This is a genomic window from Thermoactinomyces sp. DSM 45892 (genome assembly GCF_900107305.1).
Classification (GTDB): domain Bacteria; phylum Bacillota; class Bacilli; order Thermoactinomycetales; family Thermoactinomycetaceae; genus Baia.
In genome coordinates this window covers 18,638-43,753 of record NZ_FNPL01000008.1, presented here as the reverse complement: position 1 = coordinate 43,753, position 25,116 = coordinate 18,638, and the positions used below count along the sequence as shown (strand labels likewise).

The following is a 25,116-nucleotide window of genomic DNA, read 5'->3' as shown; positions in this document are numbered from 1 at the left end:
ACTTCTACTTCGAAGAAGCGAGAGCACTTTCCACTAATTCAACTACCGCTTCCCTTGTTAGCTTCTGATTTCCAAGCTCCATAGCTCTAAGCGTCCCTAGAGCAAGCACATACGGAATCCGGCAGAACTCCCAGATCTCACGAGTTTGAATGCTTTTGATATACTGATCGGCAAGCTCTAACTGCTTTCGCGCATAGTCATATAAGTCATCCATCTTCCAACCCTCAGGTAAATAATCTACTTCCCGCGCTAAATCCTCCCCACGGTTCCGAATAATATTAACTGTTTGAAGTCCACGGCCAAAGGCAACGGCCAGATTCGTATCACACTGCGTACCGTCATGCCATTTCCAAATCTCATTTAATAGCAGACCCACTAATCCAGCTACATAAAAGGTATACTCATTTAAATCAGCCACATCACGAATATCCCAATGACGATCACACCATTTCGCCATTCCGTCAGCCATCACAGCAGTAGCGCGATATACTTCTATATGTAACGCCTCTGGGCATAACTCCAGCCACTCAGGCAAGAGAAGTGTTACTTCGGGTAAAATAGAACTCCAAGGCTCAAATAAACGTCTAATATCATCCGCATGAAAAGGTTCTCGTAGAATCAGACTAACACCACGTAGTAATTGAATCTTAATCTCTTTGTTCAAATCAGGATGGTCTTCAATCTCATCAATTGCACGCATAGCGAGATACGCCGATGTAACAGCCTCTTTCAAGCCATCTGGTAGTCTCGTAATTGGAATAAAAAACGTCCGACTCGTTAACTGTAATACCTCTAATGCCTTGTCCATTTCCAGGCCCATACCTTGACACCTCCGATTAATCATATTTATATTTTACCAAAACGATCGATTTCTTGCGTATTTAGTATAATAAAATATTAGATTCACTACAAAACGAAGTTAGAACGATTCGCGACAATCCAATTCTGCACCAGTAAACGGGGGATACCCAAATATACTCTAGGGAAGAAGTGGTCGTAGCCGCTTATACGAAAGAGAACCGAGCCGTGTTAGAGATAATCGATCATGGTATCGGTATTCCTAAGCAAGACATTCGTCGTGTGTTTGAGCCTTTCTTCACAGGGAAACACGGGAGGGAGTATCGAGAGTCAACAGGTATGGGGCTTTATCTGGTAAAAGAGATCTGTAAGCGGCTAGATCATCAAGTGGAGTTGGAATCTCAAGTAGGCACGGGGACAACAGTACGGTTATATTTGCAGATGGTTGAGGTGTGATAAAGATACTCAGAAAGTCAATATTTAGAAACAAAACTCATCCCTCCAGAGTCGATTCTATGGAGGGATGAAAAACACTCTATTAAAATTTTACTCCTACTCTAAATGGCGCAATCCCCACAGGAATCGTGGTTGTAACTGTATTGGAATTTCCATCAATGACTGTTACTCTATTGGAAGTAGCATTCGCTACGTAGATGCGATTCGTGACTGCATCGACTCCTACTCCTCGTGGTCCAACCCCTGTGGTAATCGTGGCTGAAACCGTATTGGAAGGTCCATCAATGACCGATACGTTAGCGGAAGCAAAGTTTGCTACATAGTTGCGATTGGTAACTGCGTCTACTCCTATATCATTTGGCGACGGGCCCACGGTAATCGTGGCTAAAAACGTATTGAAAGATCCATCAATGACCGTTACGTTAGCGGAATTAAAGTTTGCTACGTAGATACGGTTGGTGGCTGCATTGGCTCCTACTCCATATGGCCCATTCCCTGCGGTAATCGTAGCTGAAACCGTATTGGAGGGTCCATCAATGACCGTTACGTTAGCGGAATTAAAGTTTGCTACGTAGATGCGATTCGTGACCGCGTTGACTCCTACCCCTCGTGGATTACTCCCCATGGGAATCGTAGACATAACCGTATTGGAAGGTCCATCAATGACCGATACGGTATTAGAATTAGAATTCGATACGTAGATGCGATTCGTGACTGCATTGACATCTAATTCAAATGGCCCACTTCCAACAGGAATCGTATCTGAAACCGTATTGGAAGAACCATCAACGACGGATACGTTATTGGAACCAAAGTTTGCTACATAGATGCGATTCGTGGATGAATTGACTGCTACTCCTTGTGGGTTCACCCCTACAGGAATCGTAGACACAATCGTATTGGAAGGTACATCAATGACTGATACGTTATTGGAACCAAAGTTTGCTACATAGAGGAACTGTGCATCCATGGTACCTCTTACTTCCAAACGAACAATGGCAGAACCTTGAAGTACATCAATGTCAATGGTATCGGAGATAAAGTTCATCATTTCGCCAAATCCGACAGAGGCTGTTCCACTTGCACCCGTATTTCCTTGAACTTGAAATAAGAAGCCACCTGTTGCAAAAGATCCTGTCGGTCCTGTGTTTCCTTGAGGTCCAGATGCTCCGTCTGCTCCAGTTGGTCCTTGAGGCCCTGTGTTTCCTTGAGGTCCCGTTGTGCCGTCCGCTCCATCCGCGCCCGTGGGTCCTTGAGGCCCTGTGTTTCCTTGAGGTCCCGTAGTGCCGTCCGCTCCATCCGCGCCCGTGGGTCCTTGAGGCCCTGTGTTTCCTTGAGGTCCCGTTGTGCCGTCCGCTCCATCCGTGCCTGTGGATCCTTGAGGCCCTGTGTTTCCTTGAGGTCCCGTAGTGCCATCCGCACCATCCGCGCCCGTGGGTCCTTGAGGCCCTGTGTTTCCTTGAGGTCCCGTAGCTCCGTTAGCGCCTGTGGGAACTTCTAGTTTCACGATGGCAGAACCAGGCGTTACTGTGATTTCTAAGGTATCAGATATAAAGTTGAGGGTATCTCCAAAGCCGAGGGCAGCGTTCCCGTTTGCGCCTGAGTTTCCTTGAACCAAAAATAAGAAATCACCTGTAACAAAAGCTCCCGTCGGCCCTTGAGGCCCGGTAGCCCCTGTGGGTCCAGTGTCCCCTGTGGTTCCAACTGATCCTGCCGGACCTGAGGGCCCTTGAGGTCCCGTAGTCCCCGCAGGGCCGGGAGGTCCTCCAGATGGACCAGTCGGCCCTGTGGCTCCAGCCGATCCCGTTGGTCCCCTCGTGACATCTGTGCCTAACACATTTTCCAACTTTTCATTTAGGATCCATTCTTTCTTCCCGATTACATTAATTGTATCGCGAACACTATTATTGATCGTGAGCAAATCGCTAATGGTGGGTTGGAAAGATGTTGAGACTCCGGGAAGCGTTCCGAGAACATATTGGAGTTTTTCCCCCTCGGCGTTAATAATATGACTTAAGCCTAGTTCTTCTAATGCAATAGATGATAGCAATAGATTTACTGCGTCTTCTCGAGTAATCGAGATATTTGGTGAGATGTTAGGGATATTCGCTTGCGACATGTTATGACCCCTTAATGAGAAATGATAAATATCCTTATTATACATATTCATATTGAATTAAATTTGCTATAGATTATCGTCCTAAACAAACACTTTGGATATAGGCTCATGTTTGTCCCTTCTCTCATCGGGGTTGTCCCCTTCTTCATCGCTCAGCTTATCTTCTTCCTCATCGTGCGTTATCGTTACATTTTGCAATTAAAACGTGCGATGATATAAATGCAAAAACGTAAAAAGAAGCACTCATTCCCTTACCATGTGGGAAAATAGTGCTTCTTTTCTTATTCCAATCTACTACACTAACTTTCTACGGATACGCCCCGAAATAAAGTCGATTAAGGTTACCATGACAATGATACCTAACAAGATAATCCCTACACGGTCCCAATCACGGCTATGCATGGCAAAAATCATCGGAGCACCGATTCCGCCTGCGCCTGCGATACCGAGAATCGTAGCAGAACGAACATTAATTTCAAAGCGGTATAGAGCGAGGGAGAGGAATTGTGGAACAACCTGCGGAACGACAGCAAACCAGAACGACTTCATCCCGTTAGAACCCGCTGCTGACATCGCTTCCACTGGTCCCATGTCAATCTTCTCAATCTCTTCCGAGTTTAGCTTCCCTAACATCCCAATCGAGTGTAATCCGAGTGCAAGTACTCCACAAAACGCACCAGGTCCAACCACCTTTACAAATAAGAGGGCCATTACTAACTCTGGAAATGTACGAACAAAGCTAAGTACAATCTTCCCAGCTCCTGAAAAGATCTTCCATTTAACAACATTTTTCGCTGCCCATATCGAAAAGGGAATACAGATAAAGATAGAGATGAATGTACCCAAGAAGGCAATGGCTAAGGTTTCAATCATTAAAAACGTTAAATCCTCTCCATCCCCCGTATACACATAGGCCCAATCGGGATGAAGAATCCCATCTACAATCGCTCGTGAGGTTTCTGTCGCAGTATCCTTGATCTCAATACTAGGCATACTAGCAAACGCCCATATACAGATCAACACGAAGATGGAAACCGATCCCCATCTAATAAGGCGCTGCTTTACTGGCGTTTTTGGCTTTTGAACATCTACTATCTTCATACCAGTCTCTCCCTTAACTTCGTACTAATCCAATCGATGATCACTACCACGACAAACATAGCTAAGACAATCGTGGAAAGCTTATCATACTGTAAGAAGCCGAGTACTTTTTCATAATTGACACCAATTCCCCCTGCGCCCACATAACCTAGAATGGCCGCCGCACGAACATTAATCTCAAAAGTGTAAAGCACATAGGAGGTAAAGGAAGCAAGAACTTGCGGGACCACAGCAAAACGGATCCAAACCAATTTTTTAGACCCTACAGCCGTCATCGCCTCAAGGGGGCCTGGATCAATCGTCTCAATGGATTCATATAGTAATTTTGTAATAATTCCCATAGAGAAAAAAGCAATCGCTAGGATACCTGGAATCATTCCCATTCCAAAAATGGCTACAAACAAAGCAGCAATTAACAGTTCAGGAATGGCTCGGATGATATTTAAAATGAAACGTGCTGGAATCGTAATCCACTTACTAAATAGATTGTTTGCTGCTAGAAAAGCGACCGGAATCGATAAGATAGCACCTAACAAAGTCCCGATGAACGCCATTCGAATCGTATCCAGTACGGGTGTAAGAATAGGTTCTACGTAACTCCAGTCCGGACTCGCCATACTGACTAAAATCGATTGCATGTTGGGTAAACCTGAGATCAAATCTTCTACATAAGCCTTTGTATTAAGCGAACTCGCATAAAATAAGATGAATAACAAAACCGCCGTAAGCAGGTGTTTCGTTTTTCTCGGCTTAGAAAGTAGCTTCATTTGTTGCTCCATCGAACTTTCCTCCCCTCTTAGTTCATCTTCTCTAATTGACGACCATAAATATCCGCAAAACGCTCATCCGTCGCTTCTTCGACTGGTCCGTCAAATACGACCTCACCAGCACGCAATCCAATGATACGAGTCGCATATTTGCGAGCAAGATCGATATAGTGGAGGTTTACAATCGTGGTAATTCCATCTTGTTCATTAATGTGCTTTAAATCATTCATTACTTGCTCCGTTGTTAGTGGATCAAGGGATGCAACTGGCTCGTCGGCTAAGATCAACTTTGCCTTCTGTGCAAGTACACGTGCAATCGAAACACGTTGTTGTTGTCCACCTGATAATTCGTCCGCACGGGAGTATGCTTTTTCGAGCATATTTACTCGATTCAAGGCTTGAAACGCTAAATCTTTATCTTCTTTTGGGAACATTCCGAGTAACATGCGAAGAGTCCCATGATATGCGACACGACCCGATAGTACGTTGCGTAGTACACTCGATCGCTTAACCAAGTTAAAATTTTGGAAGATCATTCCGATATCACGGCGCATCTTCAACAATTCTCCCCCACGAGCCGCTGTAATCGATTTCCCATCGACTACGATTTCCCCTTCTGTAATTTCATGCAAGCGATTGATTGAGCGCAAAAAAGTAGATTTCCCTGCACCAGACAAACCCACAATCACGATAAATTCTCCCTTTTCTATCTTAAGATTGATATTTTTCAGGCCTTTTGTCCCATTTGGATATGTCTTAGATACATTTTTAAATTCGATCATTCTGGTTTCTCCCCTATTCGCATAAAAAACGACAACCAAACAGCTTGGTCGTCGTTTTTCTCTGGCTGTTTCACTTGAAACAAAATTTAAATTAGTCTTTTTTTGCTTTCGTTTCGTACTCACGAACAGATGCAAATTTACTATCGTCCGTCTTCACATAGCCTTCATGGGTGTAGATGCTACGGAATACTTCTACAGCCTTTGGATCATTTGATAAATCGAGGAAAGCTTGTGTTACTTTATCTTTTAAAGCTGGGTCTATACCTTGGCGAACTACAACCGTATCATTCGGAATCGGCTTCGTTACATAGATCACCCTTGTTTTAGCAAAAATATCTGGATGTTCCTTTTTAAGAGTGTTACGAGCATCTTGGAAAGTAGCCGCTGCATCCACATCGCCGTTTAGCACAGATAGAATCGCTTGGTCATGACCTTTCAGCGTAATCGGCTTTACATCTTTAATTGGATCAATGCCTGCTTCTTTCATCTCAACAGCAGGCCATACATAGCCAGCAGAAGAAGTTACGTTTTGGAATGCAATCTTTTTCCCTTTTAAATCCTCAATCGATTTAATCGGTGAATCCGCTTTCACAACATACTGCGCTTTATAGTATTCTACTTTGTCTTTCGTAGGGGATCCGTCTTTCTCATTTACTCCATAACGAAGAGATTGTAGGATAACATCCACTGCATTTTTCTGTTTTGCAAGAACATAAGCAGATGGTGGTAAGAATCCGACATCCACTTTCTTCGAAGACATAGCCTCAATAATGGTTGGATAATCTGTGGATACCGAAACTTTTACCTTCATACCAAGCTTGTCCCCAAGCATTTTTTCAAGAGGTTTTGCTTTAGCCTCAAGAGTCTCAGCACTTTGAGATGGTACGAACTGAACGTTCAGTACTTTTTCTTCATCTTTCGGCTTGGTACAACCTGCCATCACACTGGCCGCGACTACGAGGGAAAGGCCGCTAGCCAGAACTTTCTTCATCATGAATGGAATGCCCCTTTCAAATGTGAATGAATAATGTCCTCTGATATAGTATCATGTTTTCATACAATCATCAAAAGGATTTGTATATTAATTGATAATAAAATGTTGCATATATGTAAAAAACATCTTATTACTAAGAAACAATGGAGGATATTATGGAAAATAACCAAAGCAAAATGTGTCAAATTCTTGTGACGAGTGATATCCATGGAACCATCTTGCCCTTCCACTATGGCAACAAAGCCCCGGCCGAATTTGGCCTCGCGAAGATCGCAACCAAAATCCATCAGTTGAAGGATAAAGATCCTAATACTTTTATCCTAGATAATGGAGATAGCATCCAAGGAACTCCGCTCACCTACCATTACGTCAAAATGAACAAAGAGCAAACCATTCATCCGATCCCTCTGCTCTTTAATCATATAGGTACACATGCCGCTATTATCGGAAATCATGAATTTAACTACGGAACCGATGTCTTAAAGCAAGTGGTGCGAGAGTCTCAGTTTCCTTGGCTCAGCTGTAATATCTTAGACGAAAAAACAGGCGCCCCCGCCTTTGGGACCCCTTATCTCATTCACACTTTTCCAAACGGCATCCGCATGGGCATCATCGGGGCCACAACCAGCTATATTCCAAACTGGGAAGAACCACATCATATTCAAGGGCTTCAATTCGCTGATCCGATCGTCGAGTTAAACAAATGGGTTCGGGTACTTCGTGAAGATGAGCAGGTTGACTTTATCGCTGTTTCCTACCATGGTGGATTTGAGCGAGATGTAAACAGCGGGGAACCCACAGAGCCACTCTCTGGAGAAAACGTCGGCTATGAAATCTGCTATCAAGTAGACGGCATCGATATTCTCATCACTGGACACCAACATCGTCAGATTCCAAGCGGGAATATCAATGGAGTTCATATCATTCAACCAGGAAGTCACGGAAACTTCGTCGGTCAAATCGAACTAGAGTTTGTCCTAGTGCAAGGTGACTGGCGACTCTTCCAAATTAAAAGCAGGCTCCATGACCTAGTAGGAATAGAACCAGATACAACGATCCTCCAAATGATTCAGCCCTACGAACAAGAAACACAACAATGGCTCGACCAACCACTCGGGAGTATCGAAGGTGACATGGTCGTACACGACCCGATGCTAGTCAGAATGGGGGACCACCCACTCATCGAATGGATGAACCATGTGCAGATGGAACTTACAGGAGCAGAGATTTCCAACACGGCTCTATTTGACAATATAAGCCCGGGGATGCCTGAAAACGTCACTATGAGGGACATCGTAGCTAACTATATTTATCCCAACACCCTAAAAGTATTACGTCTGAAAGGAAAAGATATCCTAGAAGCCCTTGAGCAAACCGCCACTTACTTCGCCCCTTATAACGGTGAGCAAATTGAGGTAAATCCTGCTTTCTTAGAGCCTAAACCACAGCATTACAACTTTGATATGTGGGAAGGGATTGAATACGAAATCAATATTAGCAAGCCTTTCGGCGAGCGCATCACGAAACTGACTCGTAATGGGAAACCATTCGACCTAGAACAGGAATACGAAGTCGTGATGAACAACTATCGTGCTGCAGGTGGAGGCAACTACTTCATGTTCCAAAATAAACCAGTCGTCCATGAGATCCCGACTGAAGTGTCAGAGCTTCTAGCTGACTACTTCCAACAAAAAGGAACGATCCATGCAACACTAAACCATAACTGGAAAGTAGTAGTAGAATAAGAGAATACTAGAAAAAACGGTTTAGGAGTGTCCTAGACCGTTTTTTTATGTGGATGTTTTAAGTTATTTTTTTGCGATTATCTCTTTCAACTCTCGGATTTGTGTCAAGTGGCGCTCTTCATGATAGCCGATGAACTCAATATATTGCTTCAGATTCAAATCACCTAGCGCTGGATGAGGCATAGATCGCTTAATCAACTCTTCTTCCTTATGTTCCGCTATGAAAGACTGGGTCCGTTTCCGAGTTTGCTCTAGCTTTTGTACAAGCTCTTCCTTTGCATAATAATCTGCTTTTGGAGAAAGCCGATCGGGTGCTTCCACTTTTCTAGATCGATCTGCTACGAAGTGAATCGGCTTATCTGGAGTGTGGGATAGTTCATTCTCCTTCGCCACCTTCGAGATCATAGATACAATATATCTCTCAGTCAAAATGAGGTGATCTAACACTTGCGCGATACTCCAACGTGAAGAATCGGGTTTCATGTTGTACTGCTCATTCGAAAGGGGTTGTAACTCCTCTAACAAGGCAGTGCGAATCTGTTGTAAATGAGTCATCTAATCAACACTCCATTTCATTTTTGCGATGATAACCTGTCCACTAATACCCAGTTCCAATTCGTTTGAAACATTGCATTAAATATCCAAAAACAAAAAAATTAAAAAATGAATAATCAACCATTTACATCTGGTTCATCTTCATGTAATATTCTAAATAGATACACAATTAAATCTACATGAACTGTGGACTTGGTTTAGAAACGGTGAAGCCTTCGATTGATCAGCATCAATCTATCTAGTGGTCGAAAAATACTTTAACCATTTAACGTGTTAATTTTTCACAAAATTAATAAATCTTCATCTCATGTTAGGGCTAATCTCTTGTAAATCGCTGTCTCCACCTTGCCCAGTTTAGTAGATTCTTTTATGCCGCATGTTGCTAAGTCACAAACCAACAAACAAAACCCACTATGGGAAAGGGGTATGTAAGATGAAGAAGGGGTACAAACGCGTAGGCTCGATGGTAGCCGCGGTAGGACTAGCGCTCTCTTTACTCGCTCCCACTACCGTAAGCGTACAAGCAGCTCCTGTTAGCAAAGCGGCGGAAGTAGCCAAGAATTCCATCATCGTAAAGTTTAAGTCAAACATCAGCACAACCAAAAAAGCAAGTCTCCTAAAGTCAAATAAAGCAAACGTACTCTCCGAGAATAAAAAACTTGGTTTCCAAGTCATTAAGGTTCAGGATCAAACGGTAAAAGAAGCAGTTGAACAGTACTCGAAAATGCCTGAGGTTGAATATGCAGAACCTCGTCAACTTGCTCATGCTTTCTGGGAACCAAACGATCCTCATATCCCCCAACAATATGGGCTACAGAAAATGCAAGTACCACAAGCTTGGGATGTAACCAAAGGTAGCAGCAGCACCGTTGTAGCTGTTGTAGATACGGGAGTCCAAGCCAATCATGAGGACTTAGCAGGGAAGGTAGTACCTGGATATGATTTTGTAGACAACGATAACAATGCCGATGACGGTCAAGGTCACGGCACCCACGTAGCAGGAACGGTTGCTGCCAACACTCACAATAACATCGGGGTAGCAGGTGTCGCCCCTGAGGTGAAGGTAATGGCGGTACGTGTTTTGGATAGTAACGGCTCTGGTACTTATGACTGGGTGGCGAATGGTATCACGTATGCCGCTGATAACGGTGCCAAAGTGATCAACATGAGCTTAGGTGGCTCTGGTGGCTCACAAGCATTGGAAGATGCAGTAAACTACGCATGGAGCAAAGGGGTCGTAATCATGGCTGCTGCTGGTAATACCCCTAGCACAGCTCCTAACTATCCTGCCTACTATGCTAACTGTATCGCCGTAGCTGCCACAGATAGCAATGATGCAAAAGCATCGTTCTCCACCCATGGTAGCTGGGTAGATGTAGCCGCTCCTGGAGTAGATATCATCTCCACCAAAATGGGTGGTGGTTATGTCAAGTATAGTGGTACTTCGATGGCAACACCTCATGCAGCTGCGGTAGCAGCCTTAGTCGCTTCCCAAGGCAAGAACCATACAGAAGTACGTGAAATCCTTGAAGCGACAGCAGACAAAATCAATGGAACCGGTAACTACTGGGCACATGGTCGTTTAAATGCTTATCGTGCAGTTATCAACGATCGTAATGACGATGGTGGCGGCGGAGACGAAGAAGATACCTTCGAGCCAAACGACACCTTAGCTACTGCTCACGGTCCGATCAACTCTGGCAAAGCATACGATAGCTACATCTTCTCCGATACGGATGTTGACTACTACAAATTCAACGTAGGCACAGCTGGCGCAGTCAATATCAGCTTGACTAACCTACCTGGTGACTACGATCTCTCCCTCCACGACGCTTCTGGAGCGGAACTAGCCAAAAGCATCAAAGGCGGAACAAATCCTGAAGCAATCGCTTACAATGCTACCTCGGCTGGAGTCTATTATGTCAAAGTAATCGGATACAGTGGCGCTTTCAGCAAGACACAGGCATACAAACTAACCGCGAACTTCCCAGCGGGGGCTTCCTGGCATGAAGAAGACAAACGTTTCGATACTCCTCACCCTTATCGTAACCGCGTCAGCGAAAGCCACACCTACAAGAAAGCGGGAGCTCAAAAAGTAGCTATTCACTTCAGCAGGCTTGAAACAGAAGCAAACTTCGATTTCGTTCATATCAAAGACAAAGAAGGTGCTACTAAAGCCTCTTTCACAGGTACGAAAAATGATTTCTGGGTAGAAGTAGATGGCGACACAATCACAGCCAATCTCGTTTCTGACTGGAGCATCACGAAATACGGCTACACCATCGACAAAGTGAAGTACTATCAGTAATCAAGTAAGAAAAAAGCTAAGGGGATACGTCCTCTTAGCTTTTTCGTTTTCTACGCTATGGGATTTGGACAAATGGAGGGATTTTTCTGGATAATAATGTCCCCGGTCTATGAATTATGATGTCGTAATAAGACAGAAGTACTGGGTAAAAAAACCTAGACCCTGTTCGAAAGGGCCTAGGTTTTTTCTCTATTTCGGATCAATAATCGCCATCGTACAACGTGAAATACAGAGTAAATCCCCTTCTTCATCTACAATCTTTATATTCCACACCATCGTACTACGCCCCTCATGAAGAACGGTCGCGATTGCGGTCACGATCCCATCTTTTTTCGAGCGAATATGATTGGCATTAATCTCTAAACCCACTGTCCCTTTTCCCATAGGTGCCACCTTGAAATATGCCCCGAAACTGGCCGCCGTTTCAGCTAGAGCCACAGATGCCCCGCCGTGCAAAAGTCCCATGGGTTGTCTCGTTTTAGGACCTACTGGCATGGTGAGAACAACCTTATTCTCACCTAATTCTACTAACTCAATATCAAGCGCTTCTATTAATGTTCCTTTTACAAACTCTTCCCATTCTGCTCGATTTGTCACAGACCTCACTCCCTTTGTTATGAAAATCTCTCATCATCAACATACTTACTTTACAGTATAAAATAAATGTACTGAAATGAATATCTAATCAGTCCCACACTCAAATAAAAAAACTGCCTCCCATTTACCCGGAAGACAGTTACTATTCTTATACATAACCTATAGCTCAACTGAATCCTTTATCTCCAAACGAAACTGTTGCTCCACCAATCGCTGATAAAGCGAATGACTTTGTAATAACTCATCATGCGTTCCGATTCCAGTTAATGTCCCTCTTTCTAACACCAGAATCCGATCCGAATCTACTACCGTCGATAATCGATGGGCGATAATCAGTGTTGTTCTACCCTGCATTAAGTTTTGCAACGCATCCTGGACTACCTTTTCCGAAGTAGAGTCCAGTGCAGAAGTCGCCTCATCTAGCATCAGAATCTTCGGATCGTGTAGGATCGCACGTGCAATCGCAATCCGTTGGCGTTGACCACCCGAAAGCATGATCCCACGCTCGCCTACTTGGGTATCTAGCCCATTTGGCAAATCCCGAATAAATTCATCCGCGTAAGCTAGTTCGGCCGCACGAATGATTTCCTCTTCCGTCACTTCCCGTTGCATCGCATAGCAAATATTTTCTCGTATCGTTCCTGCCAGAAGAGGACTCTCTTGCGATACATAGCTAATACAACTTCTCCACTCTCTTAAATCGAACTCTTCTAACGAAACATTCCCAATCCGGATTTCTCCTGAGCTCGGATGATAGAAACGCTCTACAAGAGAAAAGATGGTCGTTTTCCCACTTCCACTCGGACCGACAATAGCCGTTACTTCTCCCGGTTCGATCGTAAAGGTAACATCATGTAACACTGCCTCGTGATCGAGGTAAGAGAAGCTAACATTTTCAAAACGAATCGGTAGAGTAGGATTTACTTTCGGTAGACCTATTTCCTCCTCTGGCATCTCGGGTTCACAATCATGTTCTAGGATTTCGATGATCCGCTCTGTTGCTCCCATTGCCTTTTGCAAGCTTGTAAAGAAACGCGTTAGCATCGTAATCGGCATCAAGATTTGGAACAAATATAAAATAAAGGCTACCAAATCCCCTGCTGTTAAGTCTCCCGTCGAAACACGATACCCTCCATATCCGATAATGACTACCAACATAAACATCATCACAAAGCCCATGAGTGGTTGTAAGATAGCGAATATGCGTGCTTCTTTTAACCCTGTCTCAAAAAGATGATCAATTCCTTGCTCTCCGTTTTTCCGTTCTACGGGTTCACCTACATATGATTTCACTAAGCGAATTTCCGAGATCACTTGTGTAATCGTACTGGTAAACTCGGCTGTTTCCGTTTGGAGACGCTTCGAAACCTTTCTCATCTGCTTACCCAGTGGCCGCATGATGAGAAATATAACAGGCACCGCACTTAGCATTACGAGTGTCATCGACCAATCTAGATACAGTAAGATGGACAGAGATCCAACAAGTGAAATCATCCCCGTAAAAATAGACACGAGCTGATTACTGATCAATTCTTTAATCACAGCGGTATCATTATTAATACGGCTAATCGTCTCACCTGAACGATTTTGATCAAAAAAGGAAATGGGCAGATGAAGCGTTTGTTTCCAAATTTGCTTTCGAATATTAGCTACTACTCTTTCTCCTAGGTACGCCAAATAGTAAGTAGAGACTCCGCCCGCAATCCCTTGAACTAAGAATGCGCCTAACAAAAGCCAAATGAATTGGTACTGGAAGTGGTCAAACGAGATCACATCGACTAGATTTTTAGTAAAGAGTGGAACGATGAGGCTCGCTATCGTAGAAAGCAGACTGAGAGCTAATACTAAAGCGATCATGGCTTTGGGTAACGATTTTAGGTTAATCAGCCCTATAAACTTTTTCATATCCATTTTTCTTTTTTGTGATTCCATATGGCAACGTTCACCCCTTTCAAGTAGATTATTTTGTTTAGGTGTTTATCCGTTATGGTTAAGTCGAAATTTCTCATCTATGTGAATATCTTTCGGCAACGTCATCATTTTCTTCAATACTGTAGTGGCGATAGGCGTACGAGTGACTAGTGCAAGGAGGTAGGGACGTAATGCATTCATTATCGGATGTCGATTAAATAGCATCCTCCCCATTCGTATTTGGATTTGATGAATCATGCGGATTTCTCTATCCCTTTCCCGCTGGACACGACCTAATGAGCTGGCAGAGACATCCCCTGCGCCCAGTGAAGCATAAATCGCTTCAGCGGCAATGGCAGAAGTGGTGACAGCTAACGATACACCGATAGCACCTGCTGGTGAGGAACAATGTGCGGCATCCCCAATCAAGAGGCAACCATCTTGTGCCCACTCCTTCACATATTGTGTCTTCGCTTGTAAGGGAACAAATGAACGGAAGTTGGTAACCGTTTGTAAAAAGGGATGAAATGAAGAAGACATTTTCGCCAGATCAGTTTTAAACGATTCAATTCCTTCTCGTTGGATTTGCTTCCATCTCCCACTTCCCAGAACAATCCCGACTTGTAGAAGGTTTGGATATTTGGGTAAGGTTAGATAGGGATATTGATCTGTTATATGAAATTGCAATACATCTTGTGGATTTTCAGCTTGGTCTATATTAAACCAGATAATATCTCCGGGGTAATCCTCATATTCGAGCTGAAATCCCCCTAATCGGCGAATCGCAGAAAAACGTCCATCGGCTCCAACAGTCACTTTGGCCCGAATTTCCGTTCGTTCTTTATTCTCTGTTTCAATCATGACACCTGTTACCTGCCCATTTACACGTAGCAACTCTTTTACCGATGCATGAAACTTCATGTGAAAATGGGGCGAGTCTTTTATACAGTCATAATAAGCCTGCAACAATATCGGTTGTGGTGTCCAGATAGCATAGGGGATTTCAGGAATAAAACGATGAAAGGCGAACTCTCCTAATTTTCGTCCCTGTTGAAAAAAAGTACCTGCTCTCACTTGGGCATGTGGAAGACTTTCGATGTATGAACGCATTCCAAGTTGCTCCATTAACTGCAAGAACCGGGGTTGTAATACTTCACCCCGATATTCGCGATCAAAATTCCCTTGGCTTTCTACAATCATTACATCGACTTTAGCTTGAGCCAACATCACCCCGAGTACCATACCCGCTGGTCCACCGCCCACAATCACCACATCTGTTTCAACGACTCCTGATTTTTCACGCTCGTCCATCCTAGATCGCTCCTCATAAGAGATTCCCGATTGCCTAGCGATACCCATTATATACATATGTTCGACTATAAGAACCTAAGTTACCAAAATATACTTCCATCAAATGGACAGGATTGGTTGCCATTTCACCTGCTTCTACAGGGCCATCATCGGAATCATTCCATAGCCATGCTGTATTCGCAGCATTATCTCTTCCGTTATCCCCCTTAAATGTTCCCCAACTAGCAAACGTATCCGGATCGTAACGATGATCCCAGAGGCCACCAGGAGCAAATGTATTCACTAATGTGTATTTAACGGAGCGATCATTTCCACTGGCAGGAGCTTCTGATATCTGACGATCTGGATAATAGACAACTCCATCTCCACCAGGAAAATTTTTTCCATTCCAGTTGTAGATGCCATGCCCCTTCGCATCTTGATAAGTAGTAGGGCGACTCACTCCACCGTAATCCACCATACGAATGCTACCATCAATGTTCTCCTGCCCATCTGTCAACGGACTGCCTGCGGGTGTATACGAGTAGAAGTCGCTATGATAAACCGTTACCATGCCTTCTAACTTACCGTGCGTGGTACCATCCTTCCTTACAATCATCATTGCACCTTCCGCATCATTTTCATGTGTGTCCAGCCCGAAATCAGGATAATCCACCCAATCACGAGGATGATAAAAGGTATAGATCAAGAAGTAATGAGACTGTGTCTCGGTAACAGAATATGTAACCGATCCCTTGAGACGACTAGCATCATCATCCTGATGCTCCCAGTTATTATTCATTACCCAGTCGCCATCGTAATTCATAGCCGTGATGTAATCTGCATCTGCATCCGTATCATCGGTATCCTGGTAATGGACCGGGGCCCAACGATACGCCAAGTCTGTATAATCCGGCGCCGCAAGAGCTGAAACAGAAGCAAACGGGCTTGCAACTATCATCACGGTTAGAATCGTCACAACATACTTCATGTACCACACAGGACCGTTTTTCATAAGCACTTTCATCCCCTTTTCGTAATCCCAAACTTACTTCTGTATCCATTCTATGGTTCTTGATCCCCGATAATCCTTACCATTTATTAAGATACATGTAAGGTTTATCGATATTTTCTGCCTTGTATACATGATACATTATTAGCCACAGACACATAATAGTAAAGAGGAGTGACTTTCGTAATGAACATACTAAGAATAGATGAGCAAGATAGAAAATGTGTTAACCCAATCCATCGTAAAACTAACAAACTTTCTTTCAAAAAATAGGATGAATCCGTTGTCACAGTTAAGGGGGAATTCATATGAGCTTTCGTCAGTTCGCATTTAATAACGTCAAGCGAAATCGACGTGCCTACTCTGCCTACTTTTTGAGTAGCTCGTTTGCAGTCATGATCTTCTTTGCCTATGCTCTATTCATCTTTCATCCTGAGTTGGCTAACTCCTCCCTTGGAAATCAGGCGAAAATAGGAATGGAAGCAGCTGCCTATGTGACTTTTGTTTTCTCGTTTTTGTTTGTACTCTACTCGATTAGTGCCTTTTTGAAGATCCGAAACAAAGAGTTCGGGCTATTGACGATCTTAGGAGCACAGCGAAGCCAGATTAATAAGCTGATTTTTATAGAAAATATACTGATTGGATTCGCTTCGATTGTAACCGGAATTCTAGGTGGACTCCTTTTTGCAAAACTATTTCTCCTTTATGGATCAAGTATCGTAGAAACTGAGCTTTCCTTGTATCTCCCCTTAAAGGCAATGGGGATCACTATAGCAGCTTTTTCGGCTTTATATATTGTGATCTCCTTTTTATCCCTCTTCTTTATCCGTCAAAAAAAAGTGTTGGAATTATTAATGGGGACAAGTAAGCCGAAAAAAGAGCCGAAAGCACATATCCTACTAGTTCTTTTATCCATCTTGTTGATAGTTACTGCATACTACTTGTTGAATCAAAACTTTAACATGCTCCTTTTGGCCCTACCACTAGGGATAATCGGAACATACTTCTTCTTTACTCAATTTAGTGTCTATGTGATGCGGCTATTGAAAAAAAATCGCTCTTTCTTCTGGAAGGGTACCAGAATGTTATGGATTTCAGAGATGGCTTACAAGATAAAAGATAATGCGCGAATGTTTTTCATGATCACGATTGTAACCGCCATGGCCTCTGTGGCGATTGGTCTTGTCCAGTCGTTCGATTATGTAGGAAAAGATTCTTATAAAGACCTTCCCTTTGCTATTACTCTCGATGCTACTAAAGAGTACAAGAACTGGGAAACAGATATGCAGAAAATTGATCAAGAATTAGAGCACTCGGGGATTAAGTACGATAAGGTGATTGCTAAGTCAGCTACGATTCAGATGGATGATCGTAGTTCCGTAAGTGTGACAAATGAATCTAGTTATCGGCAGATGGCTAAGTTGCTTGGACTGAAGGCTTCTTACAACTTAAAATCCGGGGAGGCTATCTATATCTCTCCTAACAAGCAAGGAATACAAGTAGGTCAAAAGGTATCGAAGTACCAGATCGTGGAGCAGATCAACAAACGAATTACTGGATATCTTCCCCTTTTAGTTGTAAATGATGAAGCCTATCAACAAATTCAAGCCAGTTTAGCAAAAGAGAACGATCTATCCTCAACGGGAATATCTGTATATTATTCTGTTCCAGCTTGGTCCGGAAAAGAGCCTCCCCGTTCAGATTCTGATCAAGTGAAAATTAGTAAAACAATACAGAAGAATGTTACGAATGAGGAAGGTTTTCTTTCGACTCGAGCGGGTGATTATATGGAATTCAAACACTCAACGAGTTTGCTTAGCTTTATCTGTATCTTTATCGCAGCTGTATTCTCACTTGCCACTGCCAGCTTTCTGTATTTCAAACTATATACAGATCTAAATCAGGATCAGCGAATCTACCATATGCTTTCCAAAGTTGGTTTGAGCATTAAGGAGATGAGACGGACCTCTACAATCCAAATTGCTATGCTGTTTTTCATCCCACTTATCGTTGCAGGATTGGAAGCTCTGATAAGTCTACAGATCTTAAATAAAGGTATACTCGGTCATCTTCCTATATGGGATATGATGACTCCTTCCTTAATAAGTATATCTGGGTTCGCCGTTGTCCAGCTCATCTATTTCCTTATCGTTCGTGTTCTATATCTAAAACAACTAGGTCATGTTATGGTAAAATCCGGAAAGTAAAAGGAATAGGGTTGTCTGAGAAGGTATTCAGCACAACCCTATTCATTCTGTTTATATAGCGACCACAAAAGGCAACCTCTTATGAGATCACCTTATGAAACTTGTACTCCATGTCTCCTCCTAAGGCTAATGGCGTATCACCCGTCTTTCTAAAGTCATGTGTATAAATTTCTACAAATGGGCCAAAATCTGTTTGCTTATAAAATTCAAAGCAAGGGAATCCATCATGCTCTCCTGTCACTTCAACGGTACCATCTTCTTTCACATGCACCGTTAATAAATAGTCAACGGGAGGTACATCTTGCAGTGGGTTTCCAGCGCTTGCCGTCATCTGAAAATGAACACCATCTGCTTCCCATGTCGTATTGATACACTTGATCTTCTCTGTACTCGCTCTACCTTTTCGGTAGCTAATAGAGCCATCCAAATGAATTAATCTTTCTGCGGTTATACCTGTACTCTCAAACGTAAAAATCTCTCTCTTTTCAAAATCGACCACTACCTCTTGTTCTACTCTAGAACGAAACGTATTCCCTGTATGAGGCGTAAACTCACGTGAATCTCCCTCAAATTGAACCATATGATCCGTATAGCAATCTTTTCTCGGCTCTGTCCAAGACATCGGAATAAATACACTCGCTCTAAGTTTTACGATATTAACCATATAAACCTCCATTTTATTTATGTTATGTGTTTTATTTTCAGTTCCTATATAGTCAACTTGATTGACCACATATAACATAGTACACTTATCATCACACATAGTCAACCTAGTAGACTAATTTGATCAGGAGGCATTAAAATGAGCGATCTGGATCTTGTGTCCCTATTGTCCACATCTTTTCATACATTAGTAGATAAATTACACGAGAGATTGGCCGAGTTAGGGTTTCGTGATATCCGGTCTGTACATGGATATATCTTCAAATATATCGCATTACATGATGGAGCTACAGGAATCGAACTTGCCGATCATCTAGGAATTACGAAGCAAGCAGTGAGTAAAATAGTTGATTACCTAGAGGAAAATGATTATGTACTACGGAAACCTCATCCAACAGACAAACGAGGAAAAATCATTGTTCTAACCGAACGTGGTCAATTAGCTATAGAAGCAAAAGAAAAAATTCTTAATGAGATCGAGCAGCATTTGATCTATAACATAGGCGCTAAGCGAATGCAAATGATGAAAGACGATCTGGCAAACGTGATTTGTGAAGCATACAAAAGAACTTCTCCCTTCAAAAAATAAGGAAGAAGTTCTTTTCTCTACTTTTGATGACGGTTTGCGTAAACTCCCATTGCATCACACATAAATGCAGCTAATCCATCGCCAAATCGATCAATGTTTTTAGTAAATCGCCGATCTGATACGTACATCTCTCCTAAAGTTCGAAATGCCTCTGGCGTATAGTCACCAAAGCTTTGTAGCATATCATACCACTTAGTAATAGCGGATTGTGCTTCTTCCGAATCGGGACTCATATGCCGAATACTTGCTAGATGGAAATAGAGATCATCCATTTCTTTTTGTATTTCGGGTCCCATCTGAGCAACTTTCTGATTCGACCGATTCACTGCTTCATCACCCCAACGTTCTCTTGCTTCTTGTTCATACGGATTCGAACGAAAATCAAATCCCTCAAACTTTTCTTCGTTTGTCATTTGAATCTCTCCTTTGTAATGTTGAATTGTTTTCTCCACAGTTTGGATCATTTTATCTAGACGTTGCCGCTTTTCTAATAACGTCTGATAGTGCATTTTTAGCGCTTCTTGTCGATCAAATGTGGGACTATGAACGATTTCCTTGATGGTTTGCAAGGAGAATCCTAACTCCTTAAAAAATAAAATTTGCTGGAGCAGCTCTAAGTTTTCATTAGAGTATAGGCGGTAACCCGATTCAGTGGTCTCATCTGGGACAAGCAATCCAATCTCATCATAATGATGGAGCGTGCGCACACTCACTCCCACTAGGTCAGCTACTTCTTTCACTTTCATGAATTGTGCTCCTTTCTGTTTCCAACTATAAGGTATTACGTAACGAGAGAGTCAACACGTATTCGATTGGAGATAATACATGATAAGAGAAGAAAGGGGAGACGAAGATGAATCGTAAGTGGCTATTGGGGATTATGATATGCATCTTAGCTGGAGTACTTATTTGGTCTGGAATTCACCCTGTTAAACGGTCACTTTGGTTTTTTGAGGCAGGACCCGCTATACTCCTTGTTCTCGTTTTACTCATTACATACCGTCGTTTTCCGCTTACTACTTTGACCTACACTATCACGTTTATCTCATGCATCATTATGATGATCGGGGCTCACTATACGTATGCAGAAGTCCCTTTATTTAAAAAAATAACGGAAACATTTCATTTCTCAAGAAACCATTTTGATCGGGTTGGACATTTTTTCTTCGGGATGATCGTTGCCGCTTTTATTAGAGAAATCGCGATACGAACCATTAACATTCAAAAAGAAAAACTCCTTCCGATCTGGGTTCTCTGTATCACATTGGCTCTCAGTGCGGCATATGAGCTATTGGAGTTTCTCATTGGATCTTTGTTTACTGAAGATGTACAGGAATTTCTGGGGTATCAAGGGGATATATTTGATTCTCATTGGGATATGGTGATGGCTCTTTTCGGAGGGATTGCTCTACTATGGTTCAGTAAATGGCAGGACCGACAAATTTCGTCGGTCACGGGTAAAATGAATGAAAAAGGTGGCTAGGCATTTCCGGTACCAATCCTTCTTTTTCTGCTCTTCCTAGTAATACTTCTATTGCCTGATATCCTTCTAAACCTAGATTGGCACTAAACTCATTTACATATAAGTTGATATGAGCCTGAGCAACCTCTAAATCCATCTCCTGTGCTAACTGGAGGATATACTCTTGTGAAACTTCTGGGTGCTCCCAAGCATATTGAACCGATTGCCGAATGGCAGAAATGATCCCTCTTATGTCTACATCACGACGTGCAAGAATAGCTCCTAATGGAATCGGAAGCCCTGTATCCTCTTCCCACCACTCACCTAGGTCTTTTACTAATCGCAATCCAAAGGTCGGATACGTAAAGCGAGCCTCATGAATGACCAAGCCCGCATCAACCAACCCATCCCGCACAGCAGGCATGATCTCATGAAAAGGCATAACCACAATCCCGCCTACCCCACCTGGAACATGTCCAGCAACCCATAATCGAAACAGTAAATAAGCCGTCGATCTCATACTTGGAACCGCTACTCGCTTACCTGATAATGAGCTACTTCCCACCTCTTTATGTTGCCCATTTACCAGTATCAAAGGACCGCAACCTCTGCCTAACGCTCCACCACACGGCAACAAGGCATACTCTGGTCGGACCCATGGCAAAGCCGCACAAGAGACTTTTAATAGATCATATGTAGTGGACTCAGACGCCCAAGTGTTTGTTTTATCAATATCAGCATACGTAATATCTAGCTTAGGAGCTCCAGCAATCAAACCATGCACCCAAGCATGAAAGATAAATGTATCATTCGGACAAGAAGAAAATACTATTTTCATCCTCTATAGCACCTCTTTACACTTTGCAAATGCTTCTTCTAACCTTAATAAGGCATCTTCTAATTTCCACGCATCACGATCACGAGGACCCACTAGGTTGGAGATCGTACGAATCTCACATACAGGGATGTTCATCTTCTGAGCCGCTGTAGCAATCCCAAATCCCTCCATCGCTTCCGCTCGTGCCTCTGGATAGTTTGCTATCAACCGTTTTGCAGTCTCTTTTGTACCGGTTGTCGTATTCATAGTTAGAATCGGACCGATCGAAACGGGAGCTCCAGCTTGAATGAGAGTTTGATAAATCCGTTTCGTCATCTTCTCATCTACTTCAACCGCCCCCGAACCAAACCCTAATTCATCGATAGAGATAAATCCTTTCAGTGACTCTGCTCCCAAATCTCCCGATCGTATTTGGCTAGCGACAACAATATGCCCCACATCAGCTCGTCCCACAAATCCACCTGCCACTCCAGCTATGATCACAAGATCATATGGTTTTTGGTTTTTTACCAATTCAAGTGTCGTTTGAACGGCTGATGTGACAGGACCAACCCCAGCCGCAATCACCTTCACTCTCCCATTTTCTTGACCAAGCCCGCGTAGAACAGCCTTTCGTTCTAACTCTACGGCAGTTACAACCAAAACTCGTGAAGTACCCATCCTTACAATCTCCTTTATTTCCTATTCTCTCTACCATACCATAAAAAAGACCTCATTTTTGCAAGAACCCATGCCGAAAAGCCCCCCAACTATGCGTAGGAGGAGGCTTTAAACGATTGATCCATCAAAAGCGATATATTCGGTTGTGCCCCTGTGCTAGTTCAGTTGGCCTTTCAACTTCTACCTTTTCTGGTTCTAGCCGGTTTACTTCTATTTCTTTTGTTTTTTTCCAAAACGCGCTAAATCCATCAATATTTACAATTGATTCCGTAATATTATGTTTATTCCGGAAATCATGAACTGCTCGTTGACAAAGAGGCACGGTATAATCATCAATGATAACATATCCACCAACAGACACTTTATGGTATAGATTTACCAAGGCATCTGTTGTGGAAGAATACATATCACCGTCCAACCTTGCGATCGCAATTTTTTTGATTGGCGCTACCGGTAATGTATCTTTAAACCAACCTCTTAAAAAATTTACTTGATCATCTAATAAATCGTATTTTCTAAAATTCTCTATTACCTCTTCCACCGAAACTCTTAAAAAATCTACTTCATGAAGTGTTACACCCGCATCAACCGGATATTGTGGGTCAGGAGCAGGTAATCCTTTAAATGAATCAGCAACCCAGACCTCTCTATCTGTAATTCCGTGAGCCTTTAAAAAACCCCTCATAAAAATACAAGAACCACCCCGCCAAACCCCTGTTTCTATAAAGTCACCCTCAATATTTTCGTTTATTACAGCATTCATACATTGATGTAGATTATTCATTCTCTCTCTACCAATCATACTATGAGCAATAGGAGGCCAGTCTTGGCCCCTTTGTCTATTTTCCTTTGTAGGAGAAAAAAGAGCATTATTTGGATCAAGAAATTGTACGTATTTTTGTTCATGCTCAATATAGATCTCAAAAAGGATGGCCTTTTTTAACATCTCCAGATACAATTCTCTGCTTGTTTGCTCTTTACTAACAGACATTCCCACAAAACCCCTCTCACATCATGATAGCTAATAAATATGCGAGAAACTTACCGATAGTACTGCACAAAATTATATAAGAATAGACCTAGGCCATTTCCTTTGATGCAAGACGAGGGAACCAATCCTCCCAACATGCTTGGTAATCAGGATGTAGATTGGTAAAGTGTTGATAATGACGAATATAAGCTGCCAAGTATGAAAAAGAAGACGAATGTGGACCTATGAACAGAGGAGCTCTCGTACATACCATCCAATCAATTAACGCTTGTTGCTCTAGGCACAAATCATCAAACTCTTTTTTTAATTCTAAGTTCATTCCGAAGATATCTTTTTTATTTATAGCCACTATACTTGGATTTATTTCCTTTAATCGGGTTATTAGAGCCTCATACTCACTAGCCTGTGATCCAGAAGCTACATAGATCGCCGATATGTTTTTGGTACCGGAGAAAAACTTGATCACACTATCAAATTGACTTTCTCGAATCGATGCTAACCTAGACTCCCCGATACTCGAAAAACTTAACAAATCCCTCTCAATTCGCAACTGGGCAGCGGTCCATAGAGGGTAACTAGACATTGAATCCATGACAAAATTGGATAACCTTATAACTTCCTTAGACCAAGGAAAAAGGTTTGCAAATAGGATCCCTAGATCTTTTATTTCCTCTGGAGTAGCTCTGCGATTAGGCATTCGATTACAGGTGAGCAATAAGCCTGCATCAAGTTTATGAACTTCCTCTATACGTTTTACTTGTATTTTTTTCTCTTCCAGCATCTCGGACAAGCCATCTACATCTATAAATGAGTCAATTTTAATGGGTTGAAAGTGAGGTTCTTTTGTTAAATCTACTGTGGTCCGTGTTTGAACATCACTTAAAACAAGGCATACTTCCTTTCCCTGACCCTGATGAAATAATGCTTCTCCCACTGCCCTAAAAATGGCCATCAGTTGGTTACACAGTCCCTCATTTCCTTGAATTGAATATCGAATATACAGCATGAATGAACCACCTCTACCATTAGTCAACTACAACTTATCATGTAATCTTTATTCCATTTTAGGCGGGCCTATTCCACAGTTAAAACCCCCTACTATGTATGTAGGGGGTTTTTGGCCAAGCTTAATCCGTTTCTCCATCGAAGAATCAGATTTCTAACTCACCCAATCTCACTAGATCAACGACAGCCTGAGAGCGACCTTTTACATTGAGCTTTTGCATGACGTTACTGATGCATAACCTTTGCAAACTGTTGCCCTAATGAGA

21 protein-coding genes and 3 pseudogenes are annotated in these 25,116 nt (G+C 42.6%); 6 read left to right on the top strand and 18 right to left on the bottom strand.

What is annotated here, in order from left to right:
- Positions 1–4: 4 nt before the first annotated feature.
- Complete coding sequence (locus BLU58_RS07845) at positions 5–820, bottom strand: squalene/phytoene synthase family protein (protein ID WP_093291676.1); 816 nt, start codon at positions 818–820, stop codon at positions 5–7.
- A 167-nt stretch (positions 821–987) separates the two neighbouring features.
- Here BLU58_RS07845 and BLU58_RS07840 point away from each other — a divergent pair.
- Positions 988–1,254: pseudogene (locus BLU58_RS07840) on the top strand (ATP-binding protein); the annotation flags it as partial.
- A gap of 82 nt (positions 1,255–1,336) precedes the next feature.
- Here the strand turns inward: BLU58_RS07840 and BLU58_RS17180 are convergent.
- From BLU58_RS17180 to BLU58_RS07815, 5 genes are all read right to left on the bottom strand, one after another.
- Positions 1,337–3,373 carry an alpha-helical endospore appendage domain-containing protein gene (locus tag BLU58_RS17180; RefSeq protein WP_093291674.1) on the bottom strand — a complete coding sequence of 679 codons (2,037 nt, stop codon included), beginning with the start codon at positions 3,371–3,373 and terminating at the stop codon, positions 1,337–1,339.
- Positions 3,374–3,667: 294 nt separating this feature from the next.
- Complete coding sequence (phnE, locus tag BLU58_RS07830; RefSeq protein WP_072330786.1) at positions 3,668–4,474, bottom strand: phosphonate ABC transporter, permease protein PhnE; 807 nt, start codon at positions 4,472–4,474, stop codon at positions 3,668–3,670.
- Complete coding sequence (gene phnE / locus BLU58_RS07825) at positions 4,471–5,253, bottom strand: phosphonate ABC transporter, permease protein PhnE (protein ID WP_093291673.1); 783 nt, start codon at positions 5,251–5,253, stop codon at positions 4,471–4,473. The genes phnE (BLU58_RS07830) and phnE (BLU58_RS07825) overlap by 4 nt, the downstream gene beginning before the upstream one ends.
- A gap of 17 nt (positions 5,254–5,270) precedes the next feature.
- Positions 5,271–6,023, bottom strand: coding sequence for a phosphonate ABC transporter ATP-binding protein (phnC, locus tag BLU58_RS07820; RefSeq protein WP_093291672.1), 753 nt, complete (start codon positions 6,021–6,023; stop codon positions 5,271–5,273).
- Positions 6,024–6,114: 91 nt separating this feature from the next.
- Complete coding sequence (locus BLU58_RS07815; RefSeq protein ID WP_093291671.1) at positions 6,115–7,017, bottom strand: phosphate/phosphite/phosphonate ABC transporter substrate-binding protein; 903 nt, start codon at positions 7,015–7,017, stop codon at positions 6,115–6,117.
- 155 nt (positions 7,018–7,172) lie between these two features.
- On the opposite strand from BLU58_RS07815, the gene BLU58_RS07810 reads away from it, so the two are divergent.
- Positions 7,173–8,762 carry a bifunctional metallophosphatase/5'-nucleotidase gene (locus tag BLU58_RS07810; RefSeq protein ID WP_093291670.1) on the top strand — a complete coding sequence of 530 codons (1,590 nt, stop codon included), beginning with the start codon at positions 7,173–7,175 and terminating at the stop codon, positions 8,760–8,762.
- Positions 8,763–8,825: 63 nt separating this feature from the next.
- Here BLU58_RS07810 and BLU58_RS07805 read toward each other — a convergent pair whose 3' ends face one another.
- A complete protein-coding gene (locus BLU58_RS07805) occupies positions 8,826–9,317 on the bottom strand; it encodes a DinB family protein (protein ID WP_093291669.1) in 492 nt (163 codons plus the stop codon).
- A gap of 433 nt (positions 9,318–9,750) precedes the next feature.
- Here BLU58_RS07805 and BLU58_RS07800 point away from each other — a divergent pair, with 433 nt between their 5' ends.
- Entirely contained in the window at positions 9,751–11,625 is a 1,875-nt protein-coding gene (locus BLU58_RS07800) for a S8 family serine peptidase (protein WP_093291668.1), read from the top strand.
- 189 nt (positions 11,626–11,814) lie between these two features.
- Here BLU58_RS07800 and BLU58_RS07795 read toward each other — a convergent pair whose 3' ends face one another.
- From BLU58_RS07795 to BLU58_RS07780, 4 genes are all read right to left on the bottom strand, one after another.
- Positions 11,815–12,222, bottom strand: a complete 408-nt coding sequence (locus tag BLU58_RS07795; protein ID WP_093291667.1) for a hotdog fold thioesterase — start codon at positions 12,220–12,222, stop codon at positions 11,815–11,817.
- Between the two features lie 159 nt (positions 12,223–12,381).
- Positions 12,382–14,154 carry an ABC transporter ATP-binding protein gene (locus BLU58_RS07790; RefSeq protein WP_093291666.1) on the bottom strand — a complete coding sequence of 591 codons (1,773 nt, stop codon included), beginning with the start codon at positions 14,152–14,154 and terminating at the stop codon, positions 12,382–12,384.
- Between the two features lie 45 nt (positions 14,155–14,199).
- Positions 14,200–15,444 carry an FAD-dependent monooxygenase gene (locus BLU58_RS07785; RefSeq protein ID WP_093291665.1) on the bottom strand — a complete coding sequence of 415 codons (1,245 nt, stop codon included), beginning with the start codon at positions 15,442–15,444 and terminating at the stop codon, positions 14,200–14,202.
- Between the two features lie 34 nt (positions 15,445–15,478).
- Entirely contained in the window at positions 15,479–16,438 is a 960-nt protein-coding gene (locus BLU58_RS07780; protein ID WP_093291664.1) for a hypothetical protein, read from the bottom strand.
- A gap of 305 nt (positions 16,439–16,743) precedes the next feature.
- On the opposite strand from BLU58_RS07780, the gene BLU58_RS07775 reads away from it, so the two are divergent.
- On the top strand, positions 16,744–18,642 hold the full coding sequence (locus BLU58_RS07775; RefSeq protein ID WP_093291663.1) for an ABC transporter permease: 1,899 nt from the start codon (positions 16,744–16,746) through the stop codon (positions 18,640–18,642).
- Positions 18,643–18,721: 79 nt separating this feature from the next.
- Here BLU58_RS07775 and BLU58_RS07770 read toward each other — a convergent pair whose 3' ends face one another.
- Positions 18,722–19,306 (bottom strand): DUF3238 domain-containing protein, encoded by a 585-nt coding sequence (locus BLU58_RS07770; RefSeq protein WP_093291662.1) that lies wholly within the window; start codon positions 19,304–19,306, stop codon positions 18,722–18,724.
- 138 nt (positions 19,307–19,444) lie between these two features.
- Here BLU58_RS07770 and BLU58_RS07765 point away from each other — a divergent pair, with 138 nt between their 5' ends.
- Positions 19,445–19,894, top strand: coding sequence for a MarR family winged helix-turn-helix transcriptional regulator (locus tag BLU58_RS07765; RefSeq protein ID WP_093291661.1), 450 nt, complete (start codon positions 19,445–19,447; stop codon positions 19,892–19,894).
- A gap of 17 nt (positions 19,895–19,911) precedes the next feature.
- On the opposite strand, the gene BLU58_RS07760 is transcribed toward BLU58_RS07765, so the two are convergent.
- The gene (locus tag BLU58_RS07760; protein WP_093291660.1) at positions 19,912–20,640 is read right to left on the bottom strand and encodes a MerR family transcriptional regulator; all 729 of its coding nucleotides are present in this window, start codon (positions 20,638–20,640) and stop codon (positions 19,912–19,914) included.
- 107 nt (positions 20,641–20,747) lie between these two features.
- Here BLU58_RS07760 and BLU58_RS07755 point away from each other — a divergent pair, with 107 nt between their 5' ends.
- On the top strand, positions 20,748–21,377 hold the full coding sequence (locus tag BLU58_RS07755) for a DUF2238 domain-containing protein (protein WP_093291659.1): 630 nt from the start codon (positions 20,748–20,750) through the stop codon (positions 21,375–21,377).
- Here the strand turns inward: BLU58_RS07755 and BLU58_RS07750 are convergent.
- From BLU58_RS07750 to BLU58_RS17285, 5 genes and pseudogenes are all read right to left on the bottom strand, one after another.
- Positions 21,346–22,194, bottom strand: a complete 849-nt coding sequence (locus BLU58_RS07750) for a 1,4-dihydroxy-6-naphthoate synthase (RefSeq protein WP_093291658.1) — start codon at positions 22,192–22,194, stop codon at positions 21,346–21,348. The two genes, BLU58_RS07755 and BLU58_RS07750, sit on opposite strands and share 32 nt — an antisense overlap.
- Positions 22,195–22,197: 3 nt before the next feature.
- Positions 22,198–22,854 carry a futalosine hydrolase gene (locus BLU58_RS07745; RefSeq protein ID WP_093291657.1) on the bottom strand — a complete coding sequence of 219 codons (657 nt, stop codon included), beginning with the start codon at positions 22,852–22,854 and terminating at the stop codon, positions 22,198–22,200.
- Positions 22,855–23,077: 223 nt separating this feature from the next.
- Positions 23,078–23,845 (bottom strand): annotated as a pseudogene (locus BLU58_RS07740) (TylF/MycF family methyltransferase); the annotation flags it as partial.
- 88 nt (positions 23,846–23,933) lie between these two features.
- Positions 23,934–24,851: an O-fucosyltransferase family protein gene (locus tag BLU58_RS07735; RefSeq protein ID WP_093291655.1), complete on the bottom strand. Its 918-nt coding sequence runs from the start codon at positions 24,849–24,851 to the stop codon at positions 23,934–23,936.
- 145 nt (positions 24,852–24,996) lie between these two features.
- Positions 24,997–25,083 (bottom strand): annotated as a pseudogene (locus BLU58_RS17285) (DNA-binding response regulator); the annotation flags it as partial.
- Between the last annotated feature and the right edge of the window lie 33 nt (positions 25,084–25,116).

Coding starts and splice junctions, on each gene's coding strand:
- BLU58_RS07845 (WP_093291676.1), bottom strand. CDS start 820: ATGGGCCTGGAAATGGACAAGGCATTAGAGGTATTACAGTTAACGAGT.
- BLU58_RS17180 (WP_093291674.1), bottom strand. CDS start 3,373: ATGTCGCAAGCGAATATCCCTAACATCTCACCAAATATCTCGATTACT.
- phnE (WP_072330786.1), bottom strand. CDS start 4,474: ATGAAGATAGTAGATGTTCAAAAGCCAAAAACGCCAGTAAAGCAGCGC.
- phnE (WP_093291673.1), bottom strand. CDS start 5,253: ATGGAGCAACAAATGAAGCTACTTTCTAAGCCGAGAAAAACGAAACAC.
- phnC (WP_093291672.1), bottom strand. CDS start 6,023: ATGATCGAATTTAAAAATGTATCTAAGACATATCCAAATGGGACAAAA.
- BLU58_RS07815 (WP_093291671.1), bottom strand. CDS start 7,017: ATGATGAAGAAAGTTCTGGCTAGCGGCCTTTCCCTCGTAGTCGCGGCC.
- BLU58_RS07810 (WP_093291670.1), top strand. CDS start 7,173: ATGGAAAATAACCAAAGCAAAATGTGTCAAATTCTTGTGACGAGTGAT.
- BLU58_RS07805 (WP_093291669.1), bottom strand. CDS start 9,317: ATGACTCATTTACAACAGATTCGCACTGCCTTGTTAGAGGAGTTACAA.
- BLU58_RS07800 (WP_093291668.1), top strand. CDS start 9,751: ATGAAGAAGGGGTACAAACGCGTAGGCTCGATGGTAGCCGCGGTAGGA.
- BLU58_RS07790 (WP_093291666.1), bottom strand. CDS start 14,154: ATGGAATCACAAAAAAGAAAAATGGATATGAAAAAGTTTATAGGGCTG.
- BLU58_RS07785 (WP_093291665.1), bottom strand. CDS start 15,444: ATGGACGAGCGTGAAAAATCAGGAGTCGTTGAAACAGATGTGGTGATT.
- BLU58_RS07780 (WP_093291664.1), bottom strand. CDS start 16,438: ATGAAAAACGGTCCTGTGTGGTACATGAAGTATGTTGTGACGATTCTA.
- BLU58_RS07775 (WP_093291663.1), top strand. CDS start 16,744: ATGAGCTTTCGTCAGTTCGCATTTAATAACGTCAAGCGAAATCGACGT.
- BLU58_RS07770 (WP_093291662.1), bottom strand. CDS start 19,306: ATGGTTAATATCGTAAAACTTAGAGCGAGTGTATTTATTCCGATGTCT.
- BLU58_RS07765 (WP_093291661.1), top strand. CDS start 19,445: ATGAGCGATCTGGATCTTGTGTCCCTATTGTCCACATCTTTTCATACA.
- BLU58_RS07760 (WP_093291660.1), bottom strand. CDS start 20,640: ATGAAAGTGAAAGAAGTAGCTGACCTAGTGGGAGTGAGTGTGCGCACG.
- BLU58_RS07755 (WP_093291659.1), top strand. CDS start 20,748: ATGAATCGTAAGTGGCTATTGGGGATTATGATATGCATCTTAGCTGGA.
- BLU58_RS07750 (WP_093291658.1), bottom strand. CDS start 22,194: ATGAAAATAGTATTTTCTTCTTGTCCGAATGATACATTTATCTTTCAT.
- BLU58_RS07745 (WP_093291657.1), bottom strand. CDS start 22,854: ATGGGTACTTCACGAGTTTTGGTTGTAACTGCCGTAGAGTTAGAACGA.
- BLU58_RS07735 (WP_093291655.1), bottom strand. CDS start 24,851: ATGCTGTATATTCGATATTCAATTCAAGGAAATGAGGGACTGTGTAAC.